The 26,736-nt window shown below is 62.0% G+C and carries 24 protein-coding genes; 17 read left to right on the top strand and 7 right to left on the bottom strand.

From position 1 onward, the window contains the following. Nucleotides 1-127: 127 nt before the first annotated feature. From BM364_RS03710 to BM364_RS03680, 7 genes are all read left to right on the top strand, one after another. Nucleotides 128-1,009 carry an ABC transporter permease gene (locus tag BM364_RS03710; RefSeq protein WP_092421078.1) on the top strand — a complete coding sequence of 294 codons (882 nt, stop codon included), beginning with the start codon at nucleotides 128-130 and terminating at the stop codon, nucleotides 1,007-1,009. Then, on the top strand, nucleotides 1,006-1,797 hold the full coding sequence (locus tag BM364_RS03705) for an ABC transporter permease (protein ID WP_092421076.1): 792 nt from the start codon (nucleotides 1,006-1,008) through the stop codon (nucleotides 1,795-1,797). The genes BM364_RS03710 and BM364_RS03705 overlap by 4 nt, the downstream gene beginning before the upstream one ends. 2 nt (nucleotides 1,798-1,799) lie before the next feature. Next, on the top strand, nucleotides 1,800-2,786 hold the full coding sequence (locus tag BM364_RS03700; RefSeq protein WP_092421073.1) for an ABC transporter ATP-binding protein: 987 nt from the start codon (nucleotides 1,800-1,802) through the stop codon (nucleotides 2,784-2,786). A 90-nt stretch (nucleotides 2,787-2,876) separates the two neighbouring features. Continuing rightward, complete coding sequence (gene sseA / locus BM364_RS03695; protein WP_092421071.1) at nucleotides 2,877-3,710, top strand: 3-mercaptopyruvate sulfurtransferase; 834 nt, start codon at nucleotides 2,877-2,879, stop codon at nucleotides 3,708-3,710. A gap of 109 nt (nucleotides 3,711-3,819) precedes the next feature. Then, complete coding sequence (locus BM364_RS03690; RefSeq protein WP_092421068.1) at nucleotides 3,820-5,004, top strand: efflux RND transporter periplasmic adaptor subunit; 1,185 nt, start codon at nucleotides 3,820-3,822, stop codon at nucleotides 5,002-5,004. Between the two features lie 175 nt (nucleotides 5,005-5,179). Then, nucleotides 5,180-8,293, top strand: coding sequence for an efflux RND transporter permease subunit (locus tag BM364_RS03685; protein ID WP_092421065.1), 3,114 nt, complete (start codon nucleotides 5,180-5,182; stop codon nucleotides 8,291-8,293). 50 nt (nucleotides 8,294-8,343) lie between these two features. Further along, on the top strand, nucleotides 8,344-8,748 hold the full coding sequence (locus BM364_RS03680) for a VOC family protein (RefSeq protein WP_092421062.1): 405 nt from the start codon (nucleotides 8,344-8,346) through the stop codon (nucleotides 8,746-8,748). Nucleotides 8,749-8,931: 183 nt separating this feature from the next. Here the strand turns inward: BM364_RS03680 and mmsB are convergent, their stop codons facing one another. From mmsB to chvE, 3 genes are all read right to left on the bottom strand, one after another. Continuing rightward, complete coding sequence (gene mmsB / locus BM364_RS03675; protein WP_092421059.1) at nucleotides 8,932-10,209, bottom strand: multiple monosaccharide ABC transporter permease; 1,278 nt, start codon at nucleotides 10,207-10,209, stop codon at nucleotides 8,932-8,934. Continuing rightward, nucleotides 10,206-11,738, bottom strand: a complete 1,533-nt coding sequence (gene mmsA, locus BM364_RS03670; RefSeq protein WP_092421056.1) for a multiple monosaccharide ABC transporter ATP-binding protein — start codon at nucleotides 11,736-11,738, stop codon at nucleotides 10,206-10,208. Before mmsA ends, mmsB begins: the two co-directional genes overlap by 4 nt. Before the next feature lie 235 nt (nucleotides 11,739-11,973). Then, on the bottom strand, nucleotides 11,974-13,041 hold the full coding sequence (gene chvE, locus BM364_RS03665; protein ID WP_092423839.1) for a multiple monosaccharide ABC transporter substrate-binding protein: 1,068 nt from the start codon (nucleotides 13,039-13,041) through the stop codon (nucleotides 11,974-11,976). Nucleotides 13,042-13,085: 44 nt separating this feature from the next. Between chvE and BM364_RS18320 the strand changes: the two genes are divergently transcribed. The 9 genes from BM364_RS18320 to BM364_RS03630 all read left to right on the top strand — a co-directional run bounded on the left by BM364_RS18320 (nucleotide 13,086) and on the right by BM364_RS03630 (nucleotide 22,474). Beyond that, complete coding sequence (locus BM364_RS18320; protein ID WP_175528446.1) at nucleotides 13,086-13,244, top strand: hypothetical protein; 159 nt, start codon at nucleotides 13,086-13,088, stop codon at nucleotides 13,242-13,244. A 243-nt stretch (nucleotides 13,245-13,487) separates the two neighbouring features. Beyond that, on the top strand, nucleotides 13,488-14,258 hold the full coding sequence (locus tag BM364_RS03660; RefSeq protein ID WP_092421053.1) for a FadR/GntR family transcriptional regulator: 771 nt from the start codon (nucleotides 13,488-13,490) through the stop codon (nucleotides 14,256-14,258). A gap of 101 nt (nucleotides 14,259-14,359) precedes the next feature. Next, the gene (locus BM364_RS03655; protein ID WP_092421050.1) at nucleotides 14,360-17,686 is read left to right on the top strand and encodes a transglutaminase family protein; all 3,327 of its coding nucleotides are present in this window, start codon (nucleotides 14,360-14,362) and stop codon (nucleotides 17,684-17,686) included. 4 nt (nucleotides 17,687-17,690) lie between these two features. Continuing rightward, nucleotides 17,691-20,102 carry a circularly permuted type 2 ATP-grasp protein gene (locus BM364_RS03650; protein ID WP_092423837.1) on the top strand — a complete coding sequence of 804 codons (2,412 nt, stop codon included), beginning with the start codon at nucleotides 17,691-17,693 and terminating at the stop codon, nucleotides 20,100-20,102. Between the two features lie 7 nt (nucleotides 20,103-20,109). After that, complete coding sequence (locus tag BM364_RS03645) at nucleotides 20,110-20,988, top strand: transglutaminase family protein (RefSeq protein WP_092421047.1); 879 nt, start codon at nucleotides 20,110-20,112, stop codon at nucleotides 20,986-20,988. Between the two features lie 101 nt (nucleotides 20,989-21,089). Then, nucleotides 21,090-21,257, top strand: a complete 168-nt coding sequence (locus BM364_RS18315; protein WP_175528445.1) for a hypothetical protein — start codon at nucleotides 21,090-21,092, stop codon at nucleotides 21,255-21,257. A 66-nt stretch (nucleotides 21,258-21,323) separates the two neighbouring features. Then, the gene (locus BM364_RS03640) at nucleotides 21,324-21,482 is read left to right on the top strand and encodes a DUF3309 family protein (RefSeq protein WP_092421044.1); all 159 of its coding nucleotides are present in this window, start codon (nucleotides 21,324-21,326) and stop codon (nucleotides 21,480-21,482) included. A 183-nt stretch (nucleotides 21,483-21,665) separates the two neighbouring features. After that, nucleotides 21,666-22,037, top strand: coding sequence for an ElaB/YgaM/YqjD family protein (locus tag BM364_RS03635; RefSeq protein WP_092421041.1), 372 nt, complete (start codon nucleotides 21,666-21,668; stop codon nucleotides 22,035-22,037). Beyond that, the gene (locus BM364_RS03630; protein ID WP_092421038.1) at nucleotides 22,037-22,474 is read left to right on the top strand and encodes a hypothetical protein; all 438 of its coding nucleotides are present in this window, start codon (nucleotides 22,037-22,039) and stop codon (nucleotides 22,472-22,474) included. Before BM364_RS03635 ends, BM364_RS03630 begins: the two co-directional genes overlap by 1 nt. On the opposite strand, the gene BM364_RS03625 is transcribed toward BM364_RS03630, so the two are convergent. The 3 genes from BM364_RS03625 to BM364_RS03615 form a co-directional block, all read right to left on the bottom strand. Further along, a complete protein-coding gene (locus BM364_RS03625) occupies nucleotides 22,471-23,394 on the bottom strand; it encodes a diacylglycerol/lipid kinase family protein (protein WP_092421035.1) in 924 nt (307 codons plus the stop codon). The two genes, BM364_RS03630 and BM364_RS03625, sit on opposite strands and share 4 nt — an antisense overlap. Before the next feature lie 4 nt (nucleotides 23,395-23,398). Continuing rightward, the gene (locus BM364_RS03620; protein ID WP_280140616.1) at nucleotides 23,399-24,679 is read right to left on the bottom strand and encodes a sensor histidine kinase; all 1,281 of its coding nucleotides are present in this window, start codon (nucleotides 24,677-24,679) and stop codon (nucleotides 23,399-23,401) included. A 234-nt stretch (nucleotides 24,680-24,913) separates the two neighbouring features. Continuing rightward, nucleotides 24,914-25,669 (bottom strand): Crp/Fnr family transcriptional regulator, encoded by a 756-nt coding sequence (locus BM364_RS03615; RefSeq protein WP_092421029.1) that lies wholly within the window; start codon nucleotides 25,667-25,669, stop codon nucleotides 24,914-24,916. Nucleotides 25,670-25,810: 141 nt separating this feature from the next. Between BM364_RS03615 and BM364_RS03610 the strand changes: the two genes are divergently transcribed. Next, the gene (locus BM364_RS03610; protein WP_092421026.1) at nucleotides 25,811-26,191 is read left to right on the top strand and encodes a DNA-binding transcriptional response regulator; all 381 of its coding nucleotides are present in this window, start codon (nucleotides 25,811-25,813) and stop codon (nucleotides 26,189-26,191) included. Here BM364_RS03610 and BM364_RS03605 read toward each other — a convergent pair. Beyond that, on the bottom strand, nucleotides 26,179-26,733 hold the full coding sequence (locus BM364_RS03605) for an RNA polymerase sigma factor (protein ID WP_092421023.1): 555 nt from the start codon (nucleotides 26,731-26,733) through the stop codon (nucleotides 26,179-26,181). The two genes, BM364_RS03610 and BM364_RS03605, sit on opposite strands and share 13 nt — an antisense overlap. Between the last annotated feature and the right edge of the window lie 3 nt (nucleotides 26,734-26,736).

Below are 26,736 nucleotides of genomic sequence, written 5' to 3'. Positions count from 1 at the left end.
GCGGAGGTTACTTCATCTATCCCGCCGACCGTGCCCGGCTTTGCGGGCAATCCATGCGGCGCGCACTGGACCACCGGCACAAGCTTGGTGGTGACGATTGTTGAGCGATCGGGATTCTGACGCGACGATGACCAACGCACTAGCCACCGCCCTAAAACCCAGCCGGCGCCTGTCGCTCGAATGGCTCGGCGTCGCGCCTTTCGTCATCTTCGCGGTGATGTTTCTGATCCTGCCCACGCTCTATCTCATCGGCACCGCCTTTATCGGCCGCGACGGGCAATTGACGCTCGAAAATATCGGCGGCCTCTTCACCGGCCAGATCCTGGCCGCCTACTGGATCTCGATCCGGATCTCCGGGGCTTCAGCCATTCTGGGCGCACTGATCGGCCTCGCCATCGCCCTTGCCATCATCCGCGGCCGTCTGCCTGCCCCGCTGCGCTCCGCCGTCATGACCTTTTCTGGCGTCGCGTCCAATTTTGCAGGCGTGCCGCTCGCCTTTGCCTTCATCTCGACCCTTGGGCGTCTCGGCCTCGTCACCATCATCCTCAAGACCCTCTTCGACATCGATATTTATCGCGCCGGCTTCAATATCCTCTCCTTCTGGGGCCTGACGCTGACCTACCTCTATTTCCAGATCCCGCTCATGGTGCTGCTGATCGCCCCTGCGGTCGACGGGCTCAAGAAAGAGTGGAGCGAAGCCGCCCAGACGCTTGGCGCCTCCACCTGGCAGTTCTGGCGCTATGTCGGCCTGCCGATCATCTGGCCCAGTTTCCTCGGCACGCTGAGCCTGCTCTTTGCCAATGCCTTCGGTGCCATCGCCACGGCCTATGCGCTGACCGGCTCCTCGCTCAACATCGTTCCGATCCTGCTCTATGCCCAGATCCGCGGCGATGCCCTGCAAAATCCCGGCCTCGGCGCCGCCCTCGCCTTGGGCATGATCGCCATCACCGCCTTTGCCAACATCGTCTATCTCGTCATTTCCGCCCGCGCCGAAAGGTGGATGCGATGAAACAGTCCAAGTTCTGGGCCTGGGTGATCTTCGGCCTGGGGGCCGCCTATTTCATCGTCCCGCTCGTCGCCACCTTCGAGTTCTCGCTCAAGATGCGGCGCGGCCATTATAGCTTCGACAGCTATGCCTCGGTATTCTCCGACCCCGCCTTTCAGGCGACCTTCGGCTATTCCACCCTTGTGGGTCTCTTCGCCATTCTCGTGGGCGTGCTGATTGTCGTGCCGGCCGTCTATTTCGTCCGCCTGCGCCTGCCGCATCTGCGACCGCTGATGGAATTCGTCACGCTGCTGCCGCTCATCATCCCGGCCATCGTGCTCGTTTATGGCTATATCCGGCTCTACAATTCCTCCTCGCTGCTGCCCTTCACCGGCTCGGCCCTGGGCACCGATATCCTTCTTGTCTTCGGCTATGTGACCCTGGCCCTGCCCTATATGTATCGCGCCGTCGACACCGGCATGCGCACCATCGATATCAAGACCCTTACCGAGGCGGCCCAGATCATGGGCGCTTCGACCGCAACGATCATCGCGCGCATCATCCTGCCCAATATCCTCGTCGCCGTGCTGTCGGGCGCCTTTCTCACCTTCGCCATCGTCATCGGCGAATTCACCATTGCCAGCCTGCTCAACCGGCCGGCCTTCGGCCCCTACCTGCAAAATGTCGGGGCCAACCGGGCCTACGAGCCTTCGGCACTCGCCATCATTTCCTTCATCATCACCTGGGGCGCCATGGGCATGATCAATGTGCTCGGCCGCTTCGCCCCCCGTACCTCCGCCCGCACAGATTGACCATGACCGAAGACCAATTCCTCCGCGTCGATGCCCTGACCAAGTCCTTCGGCACCAATCAGGTCGTCAAGGGCGTCAGCTTCGGCTTCGGCAAGGGCGAGTTCATCTCGCTTCTGGGTCCCTCCGGCTGCGGCAAGACCACCATCCTGCGCATGATTGCCGGCTTCGAAACGCCTACAACCGGCACCATCCGCGTCGCCGGGGAGGACATCACCCACTTGCGCCCCAATCAGCGCAAGCTCGGCATGGTTTTCCAGGCCTATGCCCTTTTCCCCAATCTCACGGTGGGCGACAATATCGGCTTCGGCCTTAAGGTCGCCGGCATGGGACGCGAAGAGCGCCGCGCCCGCGTCGAGGAAATGCTGCGGCTCATCGGCCTTCCCGGCTTCGAAAAGCGCTACCCTTACGAAATGTCCGGCGGCCAGCAGCAACGCGTCGCCCTGGCTCGCGCCATCGCACCCAAGCCGCGCCTTCTTCTGCTCGACGAACCCCTTTCCGCGCTTGATGCCAAGATCCGCGTTTCCCTGCGCGGGGAAATCCGGGCCATCCAGCAGGATCTGGGCATCACCACCGTCTTCGTCACGCACGATCAGGAAGAGGCCATGTCCATTTCCGATCGCATCGTCGTCATGAATGCGGGCCATATCGAGCAGATGGGCTCGGCCCACGAGATCTACAATCGTCCGCAAACCCGCTTTGTCGCGACCTTCGTGGGTCAGCTCAACACCCTGCCTGCAGCAACCTTCGGCCCTGACCGCGCCATTCGCCCTGAACTCGTTTCGCTCGCTCCGCGCCCGGAAACCGACATGACCCTGACCGGCACCGTTGCAGATGTGGGCTTTTTGGGCTCCGTGCTCCGCCTCCGGGTCGATGTCGAAGGCGCCCCGATCAGCATCGACACGTTCAACGGCCACGCCCCCCCGCCCCAGCGCGGCGACACCGTCACGCTGCACCTCGCCCGCAAGGACGTGCTGGCGCTCGGCGCCTGACCAGAGCCGCCGCTCCGTCACAATTTTACCCTTTGACCCCTGCCGCCCCGCGGCTCATTCTCCCCGCACCGCACCAAAGGGAGTCGCACCATGGAAAGTCCATTCGTTCCCACCGATTGGCTTGCTGCCCGTCTCGGCGACCCCGATCTGGTTGTGGTCGATGCCAGCTGGCACATGCCCAATGCCGCCCGCAACGCCCAGGCCGAATATCTGGCGGGCCACATTCCCGGCGCGGTATTCTTCGACATCGACGGGGTGGCCGACACCAGCTCCGATCTGCCGCACATGCTGCCCAGCACGACCGATTTCGCCCGCATGGTCGGCGCGCTCGGCATCAGCGAAAGTCAGACCATCGTCATCTATGACGAACTGGGTCTTTTCAGCGCCCCGCGCGTCTGGTGGACGTTTAAGACCTTCGGAGCCGAGGACGTCCGGATCCTTGAGGGCGGCGGTCCCAAATGGCGCAGCGAACGCCGCCCGCTCGAAGCTGGTCTCGTGAGCCGTCCCCGCGCCCGTTTCGAGGCGACATACCGGCCCGAAACAATCGTCGATTTCAACGCCGTCAGCGCCCGCAGCAAGGACGAAACAAGCCAGATCCTAGATGCCCGCCCCGCGCCGCGTTTTCATGCCGAAGCGCCAGAGCCCCGAAAGGGCCTCCGCTCCGGCCATATCCCCAATTCGCGCAACGTGCCGGTGAGCCTGCTCACCGAAAACGGCCAACTCAAGTCTGCCGAAACGCTCAAGGCCTTGTTCGCCGAGCGCGGAGTGGACCTCGATCGGCCCATCGTCACCTCCTGTGGCTCGGGCGTCACCGCCTCGACCCTGGCTCTTGCGCTCAAGCAGGCCGGCGCCCGCGATGTCGCGGTATATGACGGCTCCTGGGCTGAATGGGGCGCCCGTCCCGACGCCGAAGTGGAAAGCTGAGGCCCCTTCCACACTCACTTTCGCGCCATCTTACGGGAATGTAACGTGAAGCCGGAGCCGAAGCTGTTAGGTTCCCTCCGATTTCAAATGAAGATATCGGGATTGACCATTGATCCGGCAGATCATCGCCTCCTTCGTCGTGCTCCTGGCCGCAGGCTTTGCCTGGCTATATTTTGCGCCCGGCGCACCGCAGGTTCTGACCGATGCCGGCATCGTTCTTCCCTTTGGCCCTCAGGCTGAGACTCAAGCCGCGGGCAGCGAGCAAGTCAGAGGCAATCAGCCGGGCGGCCCGCGTCCCGGCGGTCCCGGCGCCCGCACCACCAATGTGATCACGACGGGCGTCACCACCGCCCGCATCAACGACGCACTCTCCGCCATCGGTGAAGGCACGCCGGTGCGTTCGGTCACTGTAGCGGCGACCTCCGGCGGCGAACTTGCCGAGGTGCTGGTGCGTCCCGGCGACGTCGTTGATCGCGGCGCCGTCATTGCCCGCTTCGATGGTGAAAGCGAGCAGATTGCCTATGACCGTGCCGTTCTCGCTGTTGAAGATGCGCGCGCCGCTCTCGCCCGCACCCAGGGGCTGGCGAGCACCAATGTCGTGGCCGGAACTGCCCTTACCGCCGCCGAACTTGCCGCCGCCAATGCCGAGCTCGAACTTCGCAATGCCGAGGTCGCCCTCACCCGTCGCACCATCACGAGCCCGATCGATGGCACGATCGGCCTGATCCGCGTCACCCCCGGCAACTATGTTGCGGCCCAAACCACCGTCACCTCGATCGATGACACATCCTCCATCCTGATCGATTTCTGGGTTCCCGAGCGCTATGCCGGCCAGCTCGTGCCGGGCATGCCGGTCTCGGTCGATGCCGTCGCTCTTCCCGGGCGCACCTTTAGCGGCGACATTTCGGCCATCGACACGCGCATAGATCCCGCCAGCCGCACGCTCCAAGTCCAGGCCGAAATTCCTAATCCCGACCGCCTCCTCCGCGCTGGCATGAGCTTCACTGTCTCGGTTGATTTCCCTGGCGAAGAATATCCCGCCGTCAATCCCCTCGCCATTCTCTGGTCGGCAGAAGGGTCCTATGTCTGGAAGTATCTCGACGGCAAGGCCACACGCGTCATGGCCCAGATCGTCCAGCGCAACAGCGACGGCGTTCTCGTTCGCGCCGACCTTGCACCCGGCGACGCCATCATCACCGAAGGCATCCTGCAACTGAGCGAAGGCGCCGCCGTCACCCTGCTTGAGGGCCCCGATGGCGGAACGCCAACTGAAACCGTTGCGAAAAACCCATGACAGGTCCGGGCATGACCCTCGCTCGTCCAGTTCTCCCCTATCCCGATGCGTATGAAAGATCCGCGATCAGCGCGCTATTGCCGAGGCAAGAACAGTTCGGTCCCTCCCCCTGCTCAAGGGGGAGTCTAGGTGGGGGTCTTCCCCGTTACGCCAACACCACTGAGGGGCACCGCCCATGTCCATAGCCAGCAAGAACGAACGTGGCGGCGCCCTCGCCACTCTCTTCGTCAAACGCCCTGTCATGGCTGTGGTGGTCAATGCCTTGATCATGGTGGCAGGCCTTGCCGCCCTCCTCGGCATCGAGGTTCGCGAGCTGCCGCGTGTCGAAAGCCCGGTGCTTTCCGTCTCCACCAGCTTCCCTGGCGCCGCCGCCGAAACGGTTGACCGCGAAGTCACCGCTGCCGTTGAAAGCGCAGTGGCTCGCGTTCAGGGTGTCACCGGCATTTCCTCCAGTTCCTCGGTCGGGCGCAGCCGCGTCACCCTCGAATTTTCCGAAAGCACCAATCTCGACATCGCCACCTCCGATGTGCGCGACGCTCTAAGCCGCATTGACCGGCAATTGCCCGATGACGCGGAAACGCCGACCATTTTCAAAGCCGACAGCGATGCCCAGCCAATCATGCAGCTCGCCGTCACCTCCGACACGCTCTCGATCGCCGAGGTCAGCGATCTTGTCGATGGCACCATCAGCGAGCGTCTTGCAGCGGCCGAAGGCGTTGCCGAGGTCCAGATCTATGGCACGCGCACCTCCTCATTCGAGGTCGATATCGATCCGGTCAAGCTGGCAAGCCGCGGCTTGACCGTTGCCGATATCCGCACCGCGCTCTCCACCGTCGCCTTCGATTCTCCGGCCGGCTCGATCAACGGCCCCAATCAGAACATCTCGGTCAGAGCCATGTCCGAGATTACCGACCCCGCCGATTTCGAAGACATCATCATCAATGGCCGCACCCGGCTCGGCGATGTCGCCAATGTCGTGTTCGACGCTGCCGCCAGCACCTCCGCCATACGCTCCGATGGCAAGCCCGGCATCGGCATCGGCATCGTGCGTCAGGCCCAGTCCAATAGCGTCTCGATCTCTCACGCCATCCAGGATGCGGTCGACAGTCTGAATCAGACATTGCCCGAAGGCGTCGACATTAAGATCTCGAGCGATGAAGCCGTTTTCATCGAAGGTGCGCTGCACGAGGTGCAGCTGGCGCTTCTTGTTGCGCTCGTCGTTGTGGTCGCCATCATCTACCTGTTCCTGCTCGATCTTCGTGCAGTGCTCGTGCCCGCGATCGCCATGCCCATCGCCCTTCTCGGCGCAGTGGCGGGCATGTATATCGCCGGCTTCTCGCTCAATATCATCACGCTTCTGGCTCTGGTGCTCGCCACGGGGCTCGTGGTCGACGACGCCATCGTGGTTCTTGAAAACATCATGCGCCGCAAGCATCTGGGCGCCGGGCCACGCGCCGCTGCCGTGCTCGGCACGCAGGAAGTTTTCTTTGCCGTCATCGCCACCACCCTGACGCTCGCAGCCGTCTTCGTGCCCCTCTCGTTCCTCTCGGGCCATACGGGGCGCCTTTTCCGCGAATTTGGCTTTACCCTCGCCATCGCGGTTCTCCTCTCTTCGGTCGTGGCGCTCAGCATGGGTCCGATGATCGCCTCCCGCCTTCTCAAGGCCGGACACAAGGAACATACCGGCGGCATCTTTAGCGCCTTCGGACGCGCGGTCGGCGGCTTCTACCGGGCAACGCTACGCGTCGCGCTCAGGAATTCCGTGGTCGTCATCCTGATCGCCGCCCTCTTTGCCGGCTCTGCCTATTACGTTTATGGCAGCCTGCGCCAGGAGATCACCCCGCCCGAGGATCGCTCCGCCATCAACCTGCGCATCAGCGCTCCCAACACGGTCAGCCTCGATTTCGTCCGCACCCGCCTCAGCCAGGTCGAAACCATGCTTCAGCCCTATGTTGAAAGCGGTGAAGTGCGCTCCATGTTCGTTCTGTCCGGCTGGGGCAATGGCGGCATGATCGCCATGTCGCTGGCGCCCTGGGGCGAGCGCGAGCGCAGCCAGCAGGTTATCGCGGCCGAGATCAACGCCTTGATGACCCAGGTGCCCGGCGTCCGCGCCTTTGTCAGCCAGGGCAACAGCCTCGGCATTCGTGGTGGCGGCTCGGGGCTGCAATTCGCCATTGCCGGTTCAGACTATGCCGTCCTCGCCGACACCGCCGAAACCATTGCCGATTCCCTCGAAGCCGATGGCCGCTTTGGCCGCGTCACCGTCGATTTCGACACCACCCAGCCGCAACTGACCCTCACGGTCGATCGCGCCCGCGCCGATGCGCTGGGCATCGACATCAACGGCCTTGCCACCACCATGCAGGCCATGATCGACGGCGCCGATGTCGGCAGCATCTTCATCAACGATACCAGCTATTCCATCCGCATGGTTTCGACCGCCCATCCGGTCAACGATCCGCGCGATCTCGAAACCCTTTTCATCCGCGCTGGGGATGGCCGCTACGTGCCCATGTCCACCATCGCTTCCATCGAGGAAGCACCGGTTCCACCCTCGCTTCGCCGCGAGCAGCAGCGCCGCGCCGTTGCGGTTACCGCCACGCTCGAAGGGGGCCTTGCACTTGGCGACGCCTATAACCAGGTCCTCGAGATTGCCGCGCCCATTCTGCCCCAGGGCACCAGCATCGTCCCGCTCGCCGAGGCCAAGACCATCGGCGAAGCAAACAACGCGCTCTTTGCCACCTTCGGCTTCGCGCTCGTCATCATCCTCCTCGTCCTCGCCGCCCAGTTCGAGAGCTTCTGGAGCGCCATCATCGTCATGGCCACCGTGCCCTTCGGTGTCGCCGCCGGGCTTTGGGCCATCCTCGTCACCGGCGGCAGCCTCAACATCTTCTCCCAGATCGGGCTTGTCCTCGTCGTCGGCATCATGGCCAAGAACGGCATTCTGATCGTCGAATTCGCCAATCAGTTGCGCGACCGCGGCTATTCCGTTGCCGAGGCCATCGAGGAGGCCTCCAACATCCGCTTGCGTCCGGTGATGATGACCATGCTCGCCACCATCTTGGGCGGCGTGCCGCTGGTGCTCGCCTCTGGTGCTGGCGCCGAGGCCCGCTCCGCACTCGGCTGGGTCATGGTCGGCGGCCTCGGCTTCGCCGCCATCGCCACGCTTTATCTCACGCCCGTTGCCTATCTGCTGCTCGCCCGCTTCAGCAAACCCAAGGCCGAAGAAGAGGCCCGCCTCGAGCGCGAGCTCGACGACGCCAACGCCCGGCCCGAGCCTGCCGAATAGCGGAACGACCCATCCCCCTCCGCGTTTTCCAGCAGACGCGGAGGTTACTCATGATCGACCACACCGGTGTCGTCGTTTCCGACCTCGCCCGGGCGCGCCGCTTCTACGATGCCATCGCCGCTGCCCTGGGGCTCCAAACCGCTGACAATGGCCCCGAGGCCTTTCTGTTCGGCAAAAGCGCGGTCGAACCCATCCCCTATCTCTGGATCGGCACCACCCGCCCCTCATACTGGGTCGAAGGGTCACGGGCTGGCCTCAACCAGATGCACGTCGCCTTGCAGGCGAGGGACAAGGCCATGGTCGACGCCTTCCACCGGGCCGCTCTTGAAAACGGCGGCACCGACAACGGGCCCCCCGGCCCCCGCCAGGGCGCCGGCGCCTATTACGGCGCCTTCGTCCTCGACCCCGACGGCAACAACATCGAAGCCTGCGCCCGCGGCAAAGCGACCAAATAGGAAATCGCTGCTTGCTTCGAGGGCCGGTGGAGCGCTTTCAAACGAACACCCCATCCCACCACCGTCATTGCCCGGCTTGTCCGGGCAATCCATCTCCGACGTCGGAAGGCCTCTGAGGGAAAAATCAAAGCAAAAAGGCCGCCAGGTTTCCCCAGCGGCCCCTTTTCCGTCAGTGCAAAACCATCAGGCCGAGCGGTTCTTGTTGTAAAGATCGAAGAACACGGCGGCCAGCAGCACCACGCCCTTGATCATCTGCTGCCAGTCGATGTTGACGCCCATGATCGACATGCCATTGTTCATCACGCCCATGATGAACGCGCCGATCACGGCTCCGGCCACCTGCCCCACGCCACCGAGCGCCGAGGCGCCGCCGATGAACACGGCCGCGATCACGTCGAGCTCAAGCCCCTGTCCGGCTTTCGGCGTCGCCGAATTGAGGCGCGCCGCATAGATCATGCCGGCAAGCGCTGCCAGCGCACCCATGATGGCGAAGATGTAGAACGTCGTCCGTTCGGTCTTGATGCCCGAAAGCGAAGCTGCCTTGAGGTTGCCGCCGAGCGCATAGATACGCCGGCCAAACGTCATCTTCTTGGTCAGGAACACGAAGCCGGCGATCAGGATGCCCATGACTACGAGCACATTGGGCAGGCCGCGATAGGAAGCCAGCATATAGGCAAAGAACATCACGAGCGCCGCAATGACGACGTTCTTGACCACAAACAGGCTGAACGGCTCGACATCGTAGCCGCGCAACTTGCGGCGGGCGCGGCCGCGAATGGCGGAAAACACCATGCCGACGACAGCGAGAATGGCGATCACCATGGTTGTCGAGTGCAACACCACGTTCTGCCCGTTCTCGGCCAGCCACGGCATGGTGATTGGGCCGACGAAATCAGGGATGAAACCGGCAGAAAGCAGCTGGAATTCGGCCGGGAACGGCCCGACCGACTTGCCGGCCAGGACAGCAAGCGACAGGCCCTTGAAGATCAGCATTCCGGCCAGCGTCACGATAAAGGCGGGGACGCGGTGATAAGCAATGATATAGCCCTGCGCCGCGCCGATCGCCGCCCCTGCCGCAAGGCAGATTGCGCCTGCCACAAGCGGATGGGCAAGGAAAGCGAGTTCGGGCGGAAACCGCCACCCCACCATGAGCATGGCGGCAAGAGCGCCGATAAAGCCCGAAACCGAACCGACCGAAAGGTCGATATGGCCGGCCACGATCACCAGCAGCATGCCCAGCGCCATCACGATGATATAGCTGTTCTGCAGGATGATATTGGTCAGGTTCACCGGCTTGAAGAGCACGCCATTGGTGAAATACTGGAAAAACAGCATGATCAGGATCAGTGCGAGCAGCAGGCCATAATCGCGCATATTGGCCTGAAGAGCTCCCAGAAAGCTCAGTTCGCTGGGTTTCGCCTTGGCGGCTGCGGTGCCGCCGGGTGCGGTTTGAACGGTCATGATGCCTTTCCTTCTGCGCGCACGATAGCGCGCATGATCTTTTCCTGGCTCGCCTCGCTGGTGGGCATCTCGCCCACGATGCGGCCTTCGTTCATTACGTAAAGTCGGTCGGTGATGCCGAGCAGTTCCGGCATTTCCGAAGAGATCACCAGGATCGCCTTACCCTGGGCGGCGAGCTGGTTGATGATGGTGTAGATTTCATATTTCGCGCCCACATCGATCCCGCGGGTCGGCTCGTCGAGGATCAACACGTCCGGATTGGCATAGAGCCACTTGGACAGAACGACCTTTTGCTGGTTGCCGCCCGAAAGGTTGCCCACGGTCTGGTAGACGCTCGAAGAGCGGATATTGGTCTTCTTTCGATAGTCGTTTGCGACATCGAGCTCGGTCAAATCGTCGATCACGCCCCAGCGGGAAATGCCTGGCAGGTTGGCGATGGTGACATTGTGCTTGATGTGGTCGATCAGATTGAGCCCGAAGGTCTTGCGGTCTTCGGTGCCATAGGCGATGCCGTTGCGGATCGCCCGCTCGACGGTTGAAACATCGATGCGCTGGCCGTCCTTGATCACTTCGCCGGTAATCTTCTGGCCATAGGAGCGGCCGAAAAGGCTCATGGCAAATTCGGTGCGACCCGAACCCATCAGGCCCGCAATACCGACGACCTCGCCCTTGCGCAAGGTGATGTTGACGTCCTTGGTCACCTGCCGCTCGCGATGCTGCGGGTGATAGACCGACCAGTTCTTCACCTCGATGATCACGTCGCCGATTTTCGGCTCGCGCGTGGGATAGCGGTCATCGAGCGAGCGGCCCACCATCGAGGTGATGATCCGGTCTTCGGTGATCTGGTCGGTGTCCATCGTTTCAATGGTGCGCCCGTCCCGGATCACGGTCACGCGGTCGGCAATGCGCGAGATCTCGTTGAGCTTGTGGCTGATGATGATCGAGGTGATGCCCTGCTTTTTGAATTCGAGCAGCAGGTCGAGCAGCGCCTGGCTGTCTTTTTCAGAAAGCGAGGCGGTCGGCTCGTCAAGGATCAGCAGTTGCACCTGCTTGGACAGCGCCTTGGCGATTTCCACCAGCTGCTGCTTGCCCACACCGATATTGGTCACGAGCGTGTCGGGATCTTCGCTCAGCCCCACCATGGAGAGCAGTTTGCGGGCACCATCGCGGGTTTCGTCCCAATCGATCACCCCGCCCTTGGCCTGTTCGTTGCCAAGAAAGATGTTTTCCGCGATCGACAGAAGCGGCACCAGCGCCAGCTCCTGATGAATAATGACGATGCCCTTGTGTTCGCTGTCGCGAATGGAGCGGAAATGCTGCTCCTCGCCCTTGTAGACGATCTGGCCCTCATAGGAACCGTGCGGATAAACCCCGCTCAGCACCTTCATCAGGGTCGATTTGCCGGCGCCGTTCTCGCCGCAAATGGCATGGATTTCGCCCTCGACGACGTCCAGATTGACGTCGGAGAGCGCCTTCACGCCGGGAAATGTCTTGGTGATGCTGCGCATCTCCAGAATGGTCTTGGACATACTGGGCCCTGCATTTGAAGTGCGGGCACTCTATTGCCCTCACACTCTCGATTGTGACCCCGGCGAAGCCCGGGGCCCATCTTGAGATCTCGGGATGGGCCCGGCCTTCGCCGGGGTGACATCCAGTGGTTGGCGAATTCCGCGCTAGGCGAATACCTTCATCGAACCTGATCACCCAAAATTCTGAAAGGGCCCCGCGTTTCCGCGGAGCCCCGATCGCGTTCAGCCCAAAGGCTTACTGGAGTTCTTCCGCGCTGATGTAGCCCGAGTCGACGACCAGTTCCTGGTAGTTGGTCAGGTCGACCGAGTACGGGGTGAGGAGCACAGACGGCACGACCTTGACGCCATTGTCATAGGTCTCGGTGTCGAGACCTTCCGGCGTGCCGCCCGAAACCACGGTGTCGACGAGGTCGGCAGTGACGCGTGCCAGTTCACGGGTGTCCTTGTAGACGGTCGAATACTGTTCGCCCGAAATGATCGCCTTCACCGACGGAGCTTCTGCGTCCTGACCGGTGATCACAGGCCATTCGAGATCGCCCGAGCCATAGCCCACGCCACGGAGCGAGGAGATGATGCCGCGCGAGAGACCATCATAAGGAGCCAGCACGCCATCGACACGGCTGCCGTCCGAGTAGTTGGCCGACAGGATATTGTCCATGCGTGCCTGGGCTACGGCACCGTCCCAACGCAGCGTACCAACGGTTTCCATGCCCTGCTGACCGGACTTGATGACGATGTCGCCAGCGTCGATCATCGGCTGCAGCACGCTCATTGCGCCGTCATAGAAGAAGAAGGCGTTGTTGTCGTCCGGCGAGCCGCCAAAGAGCTCGACATTCCATGGCTTGGTGTCGGCAAAGCGCTCTTCGAGCCCCTGGACCAGCGAATTGGCCTGCAGCACGCCGACCTGGAAGTTGTCGAAGGTGGTATAGTAGTCGACATTGCCCGATTCACGGATCAGACGGTCATAGGCGATGACCTTGATGTCCTGGTCGGCGGCCTGCTGCAGCACGGCGCTTAGCGTGGTGCCATCGATCGAGGCGATCACGAGGGCCTTGACGCCCTTGGTCACCATATTTTCGATCTGTGCGAGCTGGTTCGGGATGTCGTCTTCTGCATATTGCAGGTCGACGGTGTAGCCCTTTTCTTCCAGGGCGGCCTTGAGCTCGTTGCCGTCCGAGATCCAGCGGAGCGAAGACTGCGTAGGCATGGCGATGCCGATCTGGCCCTTGTCCTGGGCGAACACGCTGGTGGCCGCGGAAGCCATCAGGGCACCGACGGCAACCAGCGTCGCAATTGATTTCAGAACCTTCACGTCTCGACTCCCTAAGTTTTTTCGAGGTGATTGATATGTTCGTCGTTACCCTGGGCGGCCAGGCCACTCGTCCCTCGCGCACCGGCGGAGCCGTCCACCAGACGCACTGCGCCTGCCTGCCGGCCTTGCGCCTGCAAGCTGCACTGGAACTGCGTGAAGTCCTCCTGCGTAGCGGCTTGATCGCCGCCCGTTGACCCTCCCCGGATAACCCGCCGAAATTAGGATAATCAGATATGAGTGTAAAGCATGGCTGTGTGGATCACGCATATTTTTTCGATTGTCGAAGATAAGGTAATAGGCGTACAAACCCCAATTTCCCGCACTTATGACCGAGGCGTCGATCAAGGCTCCCGGCCGGACGGGGAGTAATCTTGCGCCATCAAGGCACCAAAAAACGGTCCGGCGGCGCCAAAGGTATCTGATACCTTGGAGGAGACGTGACTGGTCTTGCGGGAGAAGGGCGCAGCGATAGTGGCAGCGCCGCGAGCGCTGTCGCCGACGACCTGGCGAAACTGATTCTGGGCGAGCTGGTGCCCGGCCAGACCCTTCCCAGCGAAGCTGAACTGGCCGAACGCTATGCGGTCAGCCGCCTCACCATCCGTGAAGCGGTGAAGCTCCTGGCCGGCCGCGGCCTGCTCGAACTCTCGCGCGGCCGCAAGGCGGTGGTGCGCGAGCCGGACGGATCCGCTTTCACCGATTTCCTGACCTCCATCATCCGCACAGACCCCAAGGGCCTGTTCGATCTCGTGGAGGTCCGCCTCTCGCTCGAAGTTCAGTCTGCCACCCTTGCTGCCAAGCGTGCCAACCGCGCCGGCATCGTTGCGATCGAAAACGCGCTCCACGGCATGCTCGACTGCACCCCCGCCGGTGCCGACTTCGCCGACGAAGCCGCCGAAGCGCGCTTCCACCAATTCGATTTCGGCTTTCACGAAGCTGTTGCCCTTGCCAGCGGCAATCGCGTTCTTGGCTATCTGTTCGAGGCCATGGCCTCGCCGATGCGGGATAGTCTCTTCATCAGCCAGCGCGGTCACGCCTTCCGCGGCAACACGCCTAGGGACACCATCATCGCGCACCAGCGCATCCTCGATTGCATTCGCGACGGCAATGGACGCGCCGCGGCCGATGCCATGCGAATGCATCTGCGCGATACCGAGCGCGATATCCGCATGGCTGTCAGCAAAATGTCGTTTGGAGCCGCCAAAGGCTAACCAGATGCTAGCACTTCAGCATCTGTTCAAGCGTTTCGAACGCCGATAAGCTGCAAATGGGAAGCTGAAGACTGTGGCCATGGAACGAGCGACGCCGCCGAATGTCGATCAAAGCCGCAATATATCACCTGACGCATTATCAGTATGACCGCCCCGTCATTCTGGCTCCGCAAATCATTCGGCTCCAGCCCGCTCCGCACTCCAAGACAAAAGTCATCAGCCACTCGCTCCGGGTCACGCCACAACTGCATTTTGTCAATACGCAGCAGGACCCTTACGGCAACTTCTTGACTCGCTTCGTCTTTCCCGAGCCCGTAACCGAGCTCAAGATCGAAGTTGACCTGGTTGCCGACATGACCGTTTACAACCCCTTCGACTTCTTTGTCGAGGAGAGCGCCGAAACCTGGCCATTCCAATATCCCGATGAAATCGTCGCCGATCTTGCGGTCTATCGCCAGCCAGAAGCGCTCGGACCTGTCCTCAAGACTTTCCTTTCAGGCGTTGACCAGCGACCCCGCAACACCGTCAACTTCGTAACCAAGCTGAATACGCTGGTTCAACAAAGGATAGACTACATCGTCCGCATGGAGCCCGGTGTCTATTCGCCCGAAGAAACCCTCACCCACGGCAAGGGCTCCTGCCGCGATTCCAGCTGGCTCCTTGTTAACGCCTTGCGCCACCTCGGTTTTGCCGCCCGCTTCGTGTCCGGCTACCTGATCCAGCTCAAGCCCGACCTCGTCTCCCTCGACGGCCCAACCGGCACCAGCCACGACTTCACCGACCTTCACGCCTGGTGCGAAGTTTATCTCCCCGGCGCCGGCTGGATCGGGCTCGACCCAACCTCCGGATTGCTCACCGGAGAGAGCCACATTCCCCTCGCTGCCACCCCGCATTACCGCAATGCGGCCCCGATTTCCGGCACTGCTACTTTCGCCGAAGTCGACTTCGCCTTCGACATGAAGGTGACAAGGGTGGCCGAACATCCACGCATCACCAAGCCCTTCTCAGACGAAAGCTGGAGCCGGCTCAACGACTTAGGCCGTAAGGTAGATTCTAAGCTGAAGGCTGAGGACGTTCGTCTGACCATGGGTGGCGAGCCCACGTTCGTCTCCATCGACGACTTCGAAGCCGACGAATGGAACGCCGGAGCCGTCGGCCCCACCAAGCGCCGCCTCGCCGACGACCTGATCCGGCGCCTGAGAAGCCGCTTCGCACCCAAGGGCATGCTGCACCACGGACAGGGCAAGTGGTACCCCGGAGAAAGCCTGCCCCGCTGGACGTTTTCACTCTTCTGGCGGGTAGATGGCCGTCCGGTCTGGAGCGACGAGCGCCTCATCGCACGCGAAGGCACCCACTACGACGTCTCCCCCGCCGATGCCGAGGCACTGACACGCGCCATCGCCCAAAACATTGGCGTAACAGCGGACACCGTCGCCGCAGCTTATGAGGATCCTGCCGAATGGCTGCTCCGCGAGGCCAGCCTTCCGGACAATGTGGATCCCGAAAATTCAAGGCTCGCCGATGCCGAAGAGCGCGCCCGCATGGCAAAGGTGTTCGAACGCGGCCTGACCAACCCCACCGGTTTCGTGCTGCCTATCCAGCGCTGGAACGCCAGAGCCGCGGATCGCCGCTGGATCACCGAGCACTGGCGCACTCGGCGGGGCAAGCTTTATCTTGTGCCCGGCGACAGCGCTGCCGGCTATCGCCTGCCACTCGGCAGCCTGCGCTATCTGCCCCCGACCGCTTACCCGCATGTGATCCCCGACGACCCTGCGGTGCCTCGCGCAACGCTGCCCGAACCCGCGGCCCTTCTGGCTGGCGCGCGCGCCCAGCCCACAACCGCCTTCACGTCCGCACCAGGTGGCCAGATCATCAACGAGCAGGTCGCTGACGAAATCGACGCTACAGTCCGCACCGCCCTGACCGTCGAGGTGCGCGAAGGCAGGCTTTGCGTGTTCCTGCCGCCGGTCTCGACACTGGAAGACTATCTCGAGCTGATTGCGGCCACCGAAGCTGCAGCCGGCCAGATCGGCAAGCCCGTTCACATAGAAGGCTACCCACCCCCGCACGATCCCCGCCTCAACGTCATCCGCGTTGCGCCGGACCCGGGCGTCATCGAGGTAAATATCCATCCCGCTTCGAGCTGGGACGATTGCGTTGCCACCACAACGGCAGTCTATGAAGAAGCCCGCCAGAGCCGCCTCGGCGCGGACAAGTTCATGATCGATGGCAAGCATGTCGGCACCGGCGGCGGCAATCACGTCGTTGTCGGTGGCGCCACACCCGATGACAGCCCTTTCCTGCGCCGTCCGGATCTATTGCGCTCGCTGATTCTTCATTGGCAGCGCCATCCATCGATGAGCTACCTCTTTTCCGGCCTCTTCATCGGCCCCACGAGCCAGGCCCCGCGGCTCGACGAGGCGCGCCACGACAGCCTTTACGAGCTTGAGATCGCCATGGCGCAGGTGCCGAACCCGGACGGGGGACCACCACCCCTGCCCTGGCTCGTCGATCGTCTGTTCCGGAATCTGTTGACCGATGTCACCGGCAACACACACCGTTCGGAAATCTGCATCGACAAGCTCTTTTCCCCCGATGGGCCCACCGGCCGCCTCGGTCTTGTCGAGTTCCGCGGCTTCGAAATGCCGCCCAATGCACGCATGAGCCTCGCCCAGCAATTGCTGATCCGCGCGCTTGTTGCCCACTACTGGGATAAGCCGCTTAACGGCGACCTTGTCCGCTGGGGCACGACGCTGCACGACCGGTTCATGTTGCCCCATTACGTCTGGCAGGATTTCCTGCAGATGCTGGAAAACCTGCGCCAGAGTGGCTTCGCGTTCGATCCTGGCTGGTTCCAGGCACAACTCGAATTCCGTTTTCCGTTTTGCGGCGAAGTGGAGGTCGACGGGGTCAAGCTCGAACTCCGCCAGGCTCTGGAGCCATGGCACGTTATGGGCGAACAGGGCGCCATCGGTGGCACGGTGCGTTATGTCGACAGCTCCGTCGAACGCCTGCAGGTCAAGCTGACCGCCGCCAATCCGTCCCGCTACGCTGTCCTTTGCAATCAGCGCCCCGTGCCGCTTACAGCAACGTCTGTTGCAGGAACTTCCGTCGCCGGCGTCCGCTTCAAGGCCTGGCAGCCTGCCTCGGGCATGCATCCGGTCATGCCGGTACACGCGCCACTTGTTTTCGATATCTACGACACATGGACAGCAAGGCCGGTGGGCGGCTGCACCTACCATGTCGCCCATCCAGGCGGGCGGAACTACGAAACCTTTCCGGTCAATGGCAATGAAGCCGAGGCGCGGCGCCTCGCCCGTTTCGTGCCGCATAACCATACCCCGGGTGGTTATGAGCTACGCCCCGAAAAGCCGTCGGACGAATTCCCGCTGACGCTTGACCTCCGCCGGCCGCCGCGCTTCACGTGAACTCATGACGAAGCGGAATCATGAAAGCCGCAGCCTGCCGCTAGATGGTGCGAGCATCATCTCGGAATATCGGCTGCTCGATGGCGTGCCAGACGAGATGATCGATCCCGCCGGAGCCCTGCGCCCCGGCTGGGACAGGCTGATGTCCGCCTTTGACGACTTGGGGTCGAGCGAACTTGCCGCCCGATTCGAGCGGGCAGATCAATACTTGCGCGATGCCGGGGTCTTCTACCGCAAATATGACGGTGCCGAAGGCAAGGAGCGCGCCTGGCCTCTCGCTCACATCCCTCTGCTGATCGCGGAAGACGAGTGGAACAGCATTTCGAGCGGCCTCAAGCAGCGTGCCGAGCTTCTCGAAATGATCGTGACCGATATCTACGGTGACAATCGTCTGGTGCAGGAAGGCCTCCTCCCTCCCGAGCTTGTGGCCCAGAACAACGAATTCTTGCGTCCACTGGTGGGAGTGCAGCCGGCTGGCGGCCATTTCCTTCACTTCTGCGCCTTCGAACTCGGGCGCGGCCCGGATGGGGCGTGGTGGGTGCTGGGTGATCGCGCCCAGGCGCCTTCGGGCGCCGGCTTCGCGCTCGAAAACCGCGTCGCCACCACGCGTGCCCTGTCCGACATCTATGCCGACATGAACATCCAGCGGCTCGCCGGCTTTTTCCGCGATTTCCGCGATCACCTGTTTGCTCACGCCAGGCGCGACGGGGGCCGAGTCGGCATTCTTACTCCTGGCCAGCTCAACGAGACCTATTTCGAGCATGCCTATATCGCCCGGTATCTTGGCCTGATGCTGCTTGAAGGCGAGGATCTGGTGGTCGAAGATGGCCAGGTCATGGTGCGCACGGTGGCCGGGCTCAAGCCAGTCAGCGTGCTCTGGCGGCGCATGGATGCAAGTTTCGTCGATCCGCTGGAATTGCGCTACGACAGCCGCATCGGCACGCCCGGCATGGTCGAGGCCGTGCGCTCGGGGTCGATCGCGATGATCAATGCTCTGGGTACCGGCATTCTCGAAACGCGCGCGCTTGCCGCCTTCCTGCCGCGGATCTGCAAGCACCTTCTCGGAACCGGCCTCGACCTGCCCGAGATCGCCACCTGGTGGTGCGGCCAGTCGGCCGAGCGCGATTATGTGCTCGACAATTTCGATACACTCATGATCGGTCCGGCTTTTGCCACCACCCTGCCCTTCGATGATCTGCGCGGCACGGTGCTGGGCGCCAGCATGACTCCGGCACAGAAAGCGCAGCTCAAGGCGCGGATCGAAAGCCATGGCAAGGACTATGTCGGTCAGGAGCCGGTGCGCCTGTCGACTGCTCCCGTCTATGTCGCTGGCCAGCTCGAACCCCGGCCCATCACCCTGCGCGTCTTTGCCTCGCGAACCGAAAACGGCTGGACCCTCATGCCCGGCGGCTTTGCCAGGGTCGGCTCCACGCCGGATACGACCGCGCTCGCCATGCAGCGCGGCGGACAGGCCGCCGATGTCTGGGTAGTTTCCTCGGCACCTGTCGAGCAGGTTTCCCTATTGCCTCAGGAAGGGGAGAGGCTGATCCGCAATGCTCCCGGCAGCTTGCCGAGCCGGGCAGCCGACAACCTCCTTTGGCTTGGCCGCTATGCTGAGCGCTGCGAAGCGACCTTGCGCATTCTGCGCGCTTACAATGCTCGCCTTGCCGAACTCTCCAAGCCCGATCTGCCGATCCTCACCCGCTGTTCCGAGTTTCTCGAAACCATCGATATCGATGCCACCGAGCCCATGCCGCAAGGTCTCTTGCGCTCGATCGACAGCGCCGTTCACAGTGCCAGCCAGATCCGCGACCGCTTCTCCCCGGATGGGTGGCTGGCGCTCAACGACATGCAGAAGACGGCTCAGCGCTTTGCCAGCCGCATTCGCATTGGTGACGATTCCACGCGCGCCATGACGGTGCTCCTGCGAAAGCTTGCCGGCTTCTCTGGCCTCGTGCACGAAAACATGTATCGGTTCGCCGGCTGGCGCTTTCTGGAGATGGGCCGCCGTATCGAGCGCGCCCTGCAGATCGCCCGCATCACTGGCTGGCTCACGCACGAGGATGCCCCGGATGGCTCTCTCGAAATGCTGCTCGAGATCGGCGACAGCGTCATGTCGCACCGACGCCGCTATTCGGTAACCGCAGGCACGCAGAGCGCGGTGGATCTGCTGATCCTAGATCCGCTCAATCCGCGATCGGCGCTTTTCCAGCTCTCTGAGTTGCGCACGCAGCTCGAAGCCCTGCCAGGTGGCGTGAGGGACGGTCAGCTATCCGCCGTTGCCAAGGCCGCGCTGCAACTTCAGACGCGCCTCAAGATCGCTGAACCCGAAGAGGTGACGCCGGATGTCCTTGATGATATCGCAGCCGAGACCGGGCTTCTCGCCAGCCTGATCGCAGCCCATTACTTCACCTGAGCGCTTCATGCTGTACGATATTCGCCTCACGCTCAGCTATGACTACGACGCGCCCGTGCATGGGGGCCGCCACCACATCAGGGTTGCCCCCTGCACTATTCCGGGGGTGCAAAGGGTGGTCGCCTCATCGCTATCCTTTTCTCCCGCACCGCACCGTGAGACTAGCTTTATCGATTTCTTCGGCAATGCGGTCAGCGACATCACTTTCGTGGAGCCGCATGCCAAGCTCGAAGTGCGCCTCGCGGCGCGGGTAGTGGTGGAAGAGACGGAGCGATCGGAGGCGCGCTCGGCCACACGGGAGCAGCTCGCCCTCGAAATAACGCGCTACTGGTCGGTCGAACCGGACAGCCCCCAGCATTTTCTTGCCGCCTCGCCACGCGTTCAGATCGTGCCGGAGATCACCGCTTATGGTGCAGATGCGACCAAAAGTTCCCTCTCGGTTTACGCGGCGGCCCTCGACCTCTGCCGCGCTATCCACCGCGATTTTGAATACGATCCGAGCGCTACCGATGTTGAAACCAAGCCTGCGGAGGCCTTCGCGCTGAGGCGGGGCGTATGCCAGGATTTTGCCCATGTGATGATCGCCGGGCTACGGGGTCTCGGCATTCCCGCGGGCTATGTCTCGGGATTTTTACGGACTCTGCCGCCAGCAGGTCAGCCGCGGCTCGAGGGTGCAGATGCCATGCATGCATGGGTGCGCGCCTGGTGCGGGGCACATTTGGGCTGGGTCGAGTTCGATCCCACCAATGCCATGGTCGCGGGGCCGGACCACATCGCCATCGGCCACGGACGCGACTATGCCGACATATCTCCGATCGTCGGCGTTCTGCGTACCTATGGTTCCCACGAAACCCGCCAATCGGTCGATGTGATCACCGTAGAGTGAGCCCCTAGCGCCCCTGGAACCAAATCCGGGGCACCTCCGTTCTCATGGCACTGCCCCTCGGGGCATTGACCATAGCCCTTTCAAGGGCGCTGGAGGCAAAAATGACTCAGGCTGAAATCAGGGCATTCGAGAACGCTGGCCGCACCACTGCAGTCTGGTCAGGCGAATCCTATGACGGCACGACCCATTATGCAGATGTGGCCAAGGCACTGATCCCCGCTTCCTTGATCCTTGCGATCGCGACGGGCCTGCTCATTGCACTGCTGTGACATGACCAATTGAAAGCGCGCGGCCAGGGTCGAAAGGTCGCGTAGCTGGGGTCTTAGGAGGGTTACATGACGCTTGGTACAATTCTTATCATCATTCTCATCCTGCTGCTGATCGGTGCATTGCCGAGCTGGGGTTATTCCCGCGGCTTCGGTTATGGCCCCTCCGGCATCCTGGGTGTGGTTCTGGTTATCGTGCTGATCCTTGTCCTTATGGGACGGATTTAGCCCGATCCGAGAAAGGCACACCGCGTCCCTGCGAAAGTGCCTGTCGCGAACCGACGGACGCCCCCCTTTCGGTTCGCCCTTTCGCCCCAATGCAGCTTGCTGCATTGGGGCTTTTGTTGATCGGGGCAAGGGAACTCAGCGGATCGTCGGGCGTTTTTGTCCTCAGCAAACCGGAGTATCACAATGGCGTCTACGACCGACATGGCACCCTCACGCTCGCGTAAATCCAGCACAAATCCTGGTCCAGAGGCCGAACTCGGCGCCAAAACGCGCGAGCAGGAGCTCGAGGCGCAGGTCGCCTTGCTTCAGGAAGACATCAAGGCCATCGGCGAAACCTTGCGCAAGCTGACTGGCGAAAAGGCTCATGAGGTGCGCGACATCGCCGAGGCTGAAGTTCGCCAACTCAAGCGCCGTGGCCAGCACATGATCGAAGAAGCGCAGGACCAGGCTGGTGAATATGAGCAGCAGCTCAAGGATACCATCCGCGAAAAGCCGCTGACCTCTGTCGCCACCGCACTTGGGGTCGGGTTCGTCCTCGCATTGTTGACGCGCTGATGCTCGGTCTGCTCATGCCGCTTGCCGGCTTGTTGGGCCTAGAGCTTGACGACCTGGGCAAGCGGGCCCGCGGATTGATCGCCGCCTATGTGATCATCGGCTTGTTCAGTGCGATCGGCATCGGTTTTTTGATCGCTGCTGGTTTCATCGCGCTCAGCAATGCCGTTGGCGCTCTGACGGCTGCAATGATCATGGCCGCTGCCTTTCTGGCAGTGGCACTGCTGGTTTACCTCGCCATGTCGATCGGCGAGAATGCGCGTCGTCGCCGCCTCGCCGAACGTAAGAAGTCGAGCGATGCCGGAGCTTTTCTCACCACCGCAGCCCTTACAGCGCTGCCGGTGCTGGCCAAAACCCCGACGCTTGTCAAACTTGGCATACCCGCTGCCGCCCTTGCAGCCCTTGCCTTGATGCGCGACCGGAGCCGCCCCGACGCCTAGATCTCTGCCGTCGGCGCGTCCAAGGTGGCTGGAACAATCACCTTTAGCGCCCGCGGCAGGATCTTCACCTCGACTTCCCGATCGAGCTTGATCAACTCTCCGTCGATCACGGCGTGAGAGTCGTGCTTGCGTTTGGGAAAGTGAAAGACAATGCGGTCGGTTTCGAGTTCGCTCACGCGAGGATTGGCCCGCCACTGGCCGGTCAGCACATCCACCACCAGGCTCAACAGTTCACCCGTCGTCACCGTATCGGCGAAATAGACGCCGAGCCTGCCCCCGTCGAGCGTCTCCGGTACCGGCACGGGCGTGTCGTCCAGCCGATTGTTCGATACGGCGATACCGGACACGACCAGCTGCTTCCGTTCGCCCGCCCCGTCATGAGTCACTTCGAACCGCGGTGGGTTCACGGCAGCAGCCGCAATCGCCCTCAAGCTTGCCAGCATCTTGCCCACACGGCTGCGATAAACCATGCCGTCGCGGATGCGCACGAGCCGCGGGTGGATCCCGACTCCGAACTGATGAACAAACGGCCTGCCATTGGCCATGGCCAGGTCCACTTGGCCAATTTCGCCCTCGGCAACGGCACGCAAGGCTTGGTGGATATCGAGCGGCACGCCCAAAGCCCGCGCGAAGAGATTCATGGTGCCAGCGGGAAGTATCCCGAGAACCTTGCCTGCCTCATACGCGATGCCTGCAGCTGAGGAGATCGTGCCGTCGCCACCAGCTGCAATGACAGCATCGTTGTCGGCGCTGTGCGCCGCATCCTTGATCGCAGCGAGAACGTCGCTGCCTCCCACGATCTGGCAGGTCAGTTCATGACCCTGGCTGGCGAAAACGTCCTCTGCTTCCCTGCAAAATGCCGCAAGATCCATCGTGCGCAGCGTCCCACTGTCACGGTTCAAAATCGCGGCGATGCGCATGGATCTACTCCAAAGCCGACCTTACCGTAGTCGGAGGACTTTTCGTGAGTTCAGGCAAGGCTACAACGACACTGACACCACCATCCGTTCCCCGCGAATAGAGGGGGGTTCCGCCGAACTGGCTGGAGAGCTGGCGGATGATGACGGTGCCGAGCCCCTCCCCTTGCACCTCGGACAATCCGACACCATCATCGCTCACCCTCAGGGTCGGTACGCCAGCCTCGTCGCGAAACAACTCCACCTGCACCCGCCCCGGGCGTCCTTCGGGATAGCCGTGCTTGAGCGCGTTGGTGACAAATTCTGCAACGAGGATACCCAAGGTGGTAGCGTCGCGCGCACTGACTTCGATGCTTTCGATTCGGCCTTCGATCTCGATGCGACCGGCTTCTGCCTGTGTCGTCGAGATATCTTCGAGCACGGCGCTCAAGAACTCGTCGGCGCTGGCGGTATCGAGATCATCCCCCAGCCGCAGACGGCGATGAGCCGAGGCAATGGCGTGAACGCGCATTCGCGCCGCTTCAAGCGCCGTACGCACCTCTTCCGAGCGCGTCCGCATCAGCTGCAATGCCAGCAGCGAGGAAACGGTGGCAAGCGAATTGCCGATCCGATGGCTGGAATCTTGCAACAGCGCCTCGACGCGCTGACGCTCGCGTTCGGCATGCGCCCGTGCTTCTTCGATCGCCCGGGTCCGCTCGGCGACCTCGGCCTCCAGTGCTTCGTTTTGATAGATCAGCCCCCGGTGCCGCTGGGTCATGGCGTTGACCTGCTTTTGCGTCCGCGCCATGAGTGCATAAGCAAGACACACTGCGGCCGCGAGGGCCGCGATGATCGTGCCAACCAGCCATATGCGCGACTGATTGATCGCCTGATTGCGCTGGGTCAGCTTCTCGTTTTCCTCGGCGATGAAGGTGTCGAGCGTCCGCCTCACCTCGCTCATCAGCCGCGCACCCATGCCCGTCTCTGTCAGGGTCTGCGCATCCTCTGTCCTGTTGGCCGTGACGAGATCTATGGTGTGCGCCATTTCCGACATCTTGCCGGCGATGTCGCTGGTGATGCTCTCCACCCGCGCCGCTTGCGCCGGATCATCCGCGGTCAAGCCAAGAAGCGAAGTGACTAGGCTATCCACCGACGCCGCGGCAGCATGGTAGGGCTCAAGAAACTGCGCATCGGCCGTGAGCATATAACCGCGCTGGCTGGCCTCTGCCTGGCTCAGGGCGTTGCCGAGTTCGCGCGCTGTGTCGCGCACGAAATAAGCCTGCGTGATATCACGTAGCTGGCCCGCCATGCCTTGTGTGAGATGAAGCGAAACGATAGCCGCAAGACAGACCAGAAACAGAGAAAACCATATCGCAATACGCCTCGCGGTTCTGCGCCCCAGTGCTGGCATGGGAAGGCCGGTCGCTCTCTGTGCCAATGCGTTGATCCACACCGCCTCTCATCTCTCCTCGTCGAAGCCGGACGGCAGCCTATGCTAGTCCCACCCGCTCCCATGCCGCAATGGCAGCATTGAGGCCAAACTCTATATCAGCGGGCGCTTGTGCTCCTTTGGTTGCTCCCATTCGGCAAGCTTCCGCAATCCGTCGGGATCCAGGATTACACAGCTCCGGTCGAGCCAATTGATCAATCCCTGCGAGGCCAGTTTACGCAGCGTCTTGTTGGTGTGGACGATAGAAAGGCCCAGCGTATCGGCCACATGCTGCTGGGTCAGCGGAATATGCAGCAGCTTGTCCCCGGCAAGCCCCACCCGTTCCGCCCGGCTATGGAGAAAAGCCAGGAGATAGGCGGCGCGCTCGAGTGCGGTGCGGCGTCCCAGGCTCAACAGATGCTCGTCGAGCATTCGCTCCTCGCGTGCCGAAAGCCATGTGATGTCGAAGGCAAGCCCGGGATAGCCCTTGAAAAGATCGTGGAGCCGGTTGCGTGGGAACACGCACAGAATCAAGGGGGTAAGCGCCTCAACCGAGTGTTCGATTTCTCCCTCGATCGATCCTTGCAACCCGATCAGGTCCCCCGGCAGCACATAGTTGAGAATCTGCCGCCGCCCGTCGAGCAATGTCTTGAAGCGAAATGCCCAGCCTGAAAGGAGGGTGTAAAGATGAGCGCTCTTCGTGCCCTCCGAGACCACGGTGGCCCCGGTTTCGGCCACCAGCTCGCCTCGCTTGAAGTCGGATACGAAACGCAGCTCTTCGGCCGAGAAATCCCGAAACGTGGGAAGCGCTCGGAGCGGACATTGCTCGCAGGGAACCCTGCGCCCCGAACTCGGAAGGACTAAACTCAAAGGCTACCCACTTCTGGAAAACTCATCATCTGCGAAAATCGGTCATGCATCGAGGGCATCGGACGCTATGACTTAGCATAGTTAAATGACACCGCGAGCACCATCCAGCGACAAGCTCAGGCTCAACAAAGAGGAGCCGGCATGCTGTCTGGACGAACGGTATTGGTCGTTGAGACACAGTACATTGTCGCACTCGACCTCGCACATAGTCTTGAAGCGCTCGGCGCGGGCAATGTGGTCATCGCACAAGATGCCCAAGAAGCTCAGGCCACGTCCGCCCAGTGGCTGGCTGCATCACTTTGCATCGTGGAACTCGAGCGCGAACGCGGCGATCAGATTGCACTCGTGGGAGACCTGATGCGCATGGGCCTTCCCGTTATCGGCCTCACGACGGATCGTGACCTGGAAACGAGCCTTGCCTGGCTCGCCCTCGCATCCATGGTCCATAAACCCGTGCAATCGGATCGACTGATCGAAGCAATTGCACGAGTAATGGTAGAGGCGAGCAGTCAGAACGAGTGATTGCTTGTCGTAACCTGAGTCGAAACGGCATCCGGGCCGTAATCGGATTCGCCGCTGACCTTGAGCATATCCTGAAGTCGCGAACGTGCCCGGCTGACACGGCTCTTCATCGTGCCCACAGCGCAGTCGCAGATTTCGGCGGCTTCCTCGTAAGAGAAACCTGACGCCCCAATCAGGATGATCGCTTCGCGCTGATCGTCGGGCAATTGCGACAGGGCCTTCTTGAAGTCTTCCATGTCCATTGACCCATACTGGCTGGGATGAACGGAAAGGCGCTCGGTAAAGGCACCATCGCTGTCCTGCACTTCGCGTCCGCGCTTGCGCATCTGGCTATAAAACTCATTGCGAAGAATGGTAAAGAGCCAGGCCTTGATATTGGTCCCCATCTCGAAGCTGGACTGTTTGGCCCAGGCCTTCATCACCGTGTCCTGAACCAGATCGTCGGCCTTGTCATGCTTGCCGGTCAAGGACACGGCAAAAGCACGAAGACTTGGCAATGTCGACAGCATCTCGCGCTTGAACGAGGTTGTCTCGGTCCCCATACG

The organism is Devosia crocina (assembly GCF_900116545.1).
Classification (GTDB): domain Bacteria; phylum Pseudomonadota; class Alphaproteobacteria; order Rhizobiales; family Devosiaceae; genus Devosia; species Devosia crocina.
This window is presented reverse-complemented; position numbering and strand designations above follow the sequence as displayed.